We start from the raw sequence: 3,054 nt of genomic DNA on the forward strand, positions 1-3,054 counted from the left end.
CGCACTGACATCGAAGAACCCCACGCCGTGCTTCTCGGCCAGGTCCTGCACCCGCCCATGCGCGCGCTCGGCCACCGAGTACGCGAACGCGCCATAGATCACATGGCGGCCGATGCTGTACTCGGTCACCTCGGCGCGATCATCATCGTCATTGCTCAGCGGGCCGTTCATCGGCGGAAACTCCTGCGCCATCTCCGCGAACCATGCCTGCAGCGCCGGGCTGCTGACCGCCGGGTCGTCGTACTCGTGGCTCTCGCCCCACTGCGCCTGCTTCTCGAACCAGGCGATGAACGCCGCCGCTTCACGCGGGGCGACGCTGGCCTCGAACACCATCATGTCGTAACTCATTGAACCGTCCTGTTGCCGTGGCGTAAGGACGCCGGGCATGGCCCGGCGCTACCGGATGACGGTGGTAGCGCCGGGCCATGCCCGGTGGATCGCATCAGACGGACGGCGCTGCGGCGTCCGCCAATCCCGGCGCCAACGCCTTCGCTTCCGGGAACAGCGCAAACCGCAGGCCGACCAGGCCCATCAGCGCCTCGTCGCGTGCCTTGCAGGCGGCCACACTGCCGACCCGGCCCAACGAGGTGTCCAGCCGCTCGCGCAGCGCCTCGGCCGCCACAATCGGCTTGCGCGCGGCGATCTGCCGGCGATAGTGCACGGCCACTTCCTCCAGAATGTGCTCGACCGCCTCGCGGCTGCGCTCCGGCAGCTCCAGGCGGGCGCGGCGCAGCTGCAGGATGTTCAGGCCGATGCGCGCCTCGTTGAGCATGTCCACCGAGGCGATGTCGCTGCCTTCCGGGGTCGCCGCCAGGCGCGGTGCCAGCAGGCCGAGCAGATCCAGCATGCGCGCGGCGAAGCGCTGGCGATCCTGCTGGCCACGGCCTTCGGCCGCCTCGGCCAGCGTGGTCCAGCCCTGCCGTACCAGCCGGCGCGCGGTCCATTCGGCACCCACCGAGCGGAACAGCCGGGTCATCACCACCGCAAAGCCAATGCCGATGAACATCGCGATCGACGAGTTGGCGAAGGTCTGCACGTTGGCACTGTAGGTGTTCTGCAGGCTGAGCAGCGCAGCCAGGTTGACCGTCAGCGGCAGYGCGAACAGCGCGCTCTTCGGGTGGTGCAGCAGCAGGCCCAACGGCAGGAACACCACTGCCAGCACCAGCGCCAGCAGGCCGAAGTCGTGCACGGCGGGGAACACGCCGAACAGGTACACGCCGGCGACCAGCGAAGCCACCATCGCCCACACCAGGAACGAGACCATGCTCGGCGCCGGGTCGTCCTGTGCCGCGAAGAACGCGGCGGTCACCGCGGCCATCATCGCGCCGTTGCCACCGCCCTCCCAGCCCAGGCCGATCCACAGCACGCAGTAGCTCATCAGCGCCACACCGGCGCTGAGCGCGGAGAACAGTGCCATGCCGTAGTCGACGTGCTTGTCGGTGGCGGCGCGTTCGGTGCGGATGCGGTAGTGCGCACGGTCCAGCGGCGCGGTGCCCTGGTCGATCGCGTGCTGCAGGGTGCGGCAGTCCTGCCACAGGTCCACCAGCTCCTCCAGGCGCAGCAGCAGGCTGGCCAGCTGCAGGTGCTGCAGATCGCGGTCCACCTGTGGCTTCAGCGCACTGATGCGTGCGCGCAGGCGCGCGTAGTCGCTGGCACTGGACGGCGTGTCGATCCAGTCGTGGATGTCATCGACCAGCGTCGGCAGGCCCTCGGGCAGGGTCTGTCCATCGCTGCGCAGCGCACTCAGGCGGTCGGCGATCGATGACAGCACCGGCAGCAGCAACAGCATGCGTTCGCGCAGGCGCTCCATCGAGACGGCCGCGCCGGCATGGCGTGGGTCATCGCGGCGCAGGAACTCGATCAGTGCCTCGAACTGCACCAGGTCGGCGGCCAGCCGGTTGCGTGGGGCATGCGCGCGGCCGCGCTCGAGGATCTGCCGGCACCACTGCGCTGCGTCCTCCATCCAGTTGCCGATGCGCGCGCCCAGCATCGGCCGCACCGAGGCCGGGAACAGCAGCGAGGCGAACAGCACCGCTACCACCGTACCGAGGATGATCTCCTCGCTACGCGCCACCACGGTGTCGAAGATGGTCTCCGGCGAGGTCACCGCCGGGAAACCGATGAATGCAGTGGTATAGCCGGCAAGCAGGAACGCGTAGCCACGTGGGCCACGGTTGAGCAGGGCCAGGAACAGGCAGCCGGCCAGCCAGATCGACATCGCCGCGCTCAGCACCAGCGGTGTTTCCACCAGGGCGGGCAACATCAGCAGGGTGGCCAGGCCGGCGGCCAGGGTGCCGAGGATGCGGTACACGCCCTTGGCCCGGGTCGGGCCCAGCAGCGGCTGGCTGACGATGTACACCGTGCCCATCGCCCAGTACGGGCGCGACAGGTTGCCGGCCATGGCGATATACAGCGCGACGATCGCTGCCAGGTAGGTCTTGATCGAGAACAGCCAGGCCTGGCGGTCGGTCAGCCCGTTCATCGCTTACCTCGCCGCCGTCGGCGCAGACGCAGACGCGGCACTGTCCTGCCAGCCACCGCCCAGTACCAGGAACAGATGGATCTGGTCGCGCGAGACCTGGGCTTCGGCCGCGGCCAGGGTGGCATCGCTGCTGGCCAGGCTGCGGTCGGCATCCAGGCTGGACAGGTACGGCGTGCGGCCACCCTGGTACAGCCGGCGGTTCTGCTCTGCGGCCATCGCAGCCTGCTCCTGCGCCACGCGCAACGACTGCAGGCGGCGCAGATCCTGCGCATAGCGGTCCAGTGCGGTCTGTGTTTCGCGCAGTGCCTGCAGCACGGCATGGTCGAACTCGGCCAGCGCCGCATCGGCGCCAGCCTCGGCGGCGTGGATGCGTGCATGCGTGCCCGAGGACGGCAGCGTCCACGAGATCAGCGGGCCGAACGACCACTGCTGGGTCATCGGCTGGCCGAAGTCTTCCAGCAGGCCGGCGGCGCCGACCGAGGCGCCCAGGCGGATGTCCGGGTACAGCTCGGCAGTGGCGACACCAATCCGTGCGGTGGCCGAGGCCAGCTTGCGTTCGGCCTGGCGGATGT

Annotated in this window: 3 protein-coding genes; all 3 read right to left on the bottom strand. The window is 69.4% G+C overall.

Translation table 11 applies throughout. The annotated features are described in order from the left end of the window. A partial coding sequence (locus AC1VAN_RS16665) for a hypothetical protein (protein WP_480986232.1) occupies positions 1–348 on the bottom strand: 348 nt, incomplete at its 3' end. Positions 349–442: 94 nt separating this feature from the next. After that, positions 443–2,482 carry an FUSC family protein gene (locus AC1VAN_RS16670; RefSeq protein WP_099844471.1) on the bottom strand — a complete coding sequence of 680 codons (2,040 nt, stop codon included), beginning with the start codon at positions 2,480–2,482 and terminating at the stop codon, positions 443–445. A 3-nt stretch (positions 2,483–2,485) separates the two neighbouring features. Next, positions 2,486–3,054, bottom strand: a 569-nt coding sequence (locus AC1VAN_RS16675; RefSeq protein ID WP_480986233.1) for a TolC family protein, incomplete at its 5' end; no start/stop codon positions are given.

This window comes from Stenotrophomonas sp. 05L44_2, assembly GCF_056665995.1.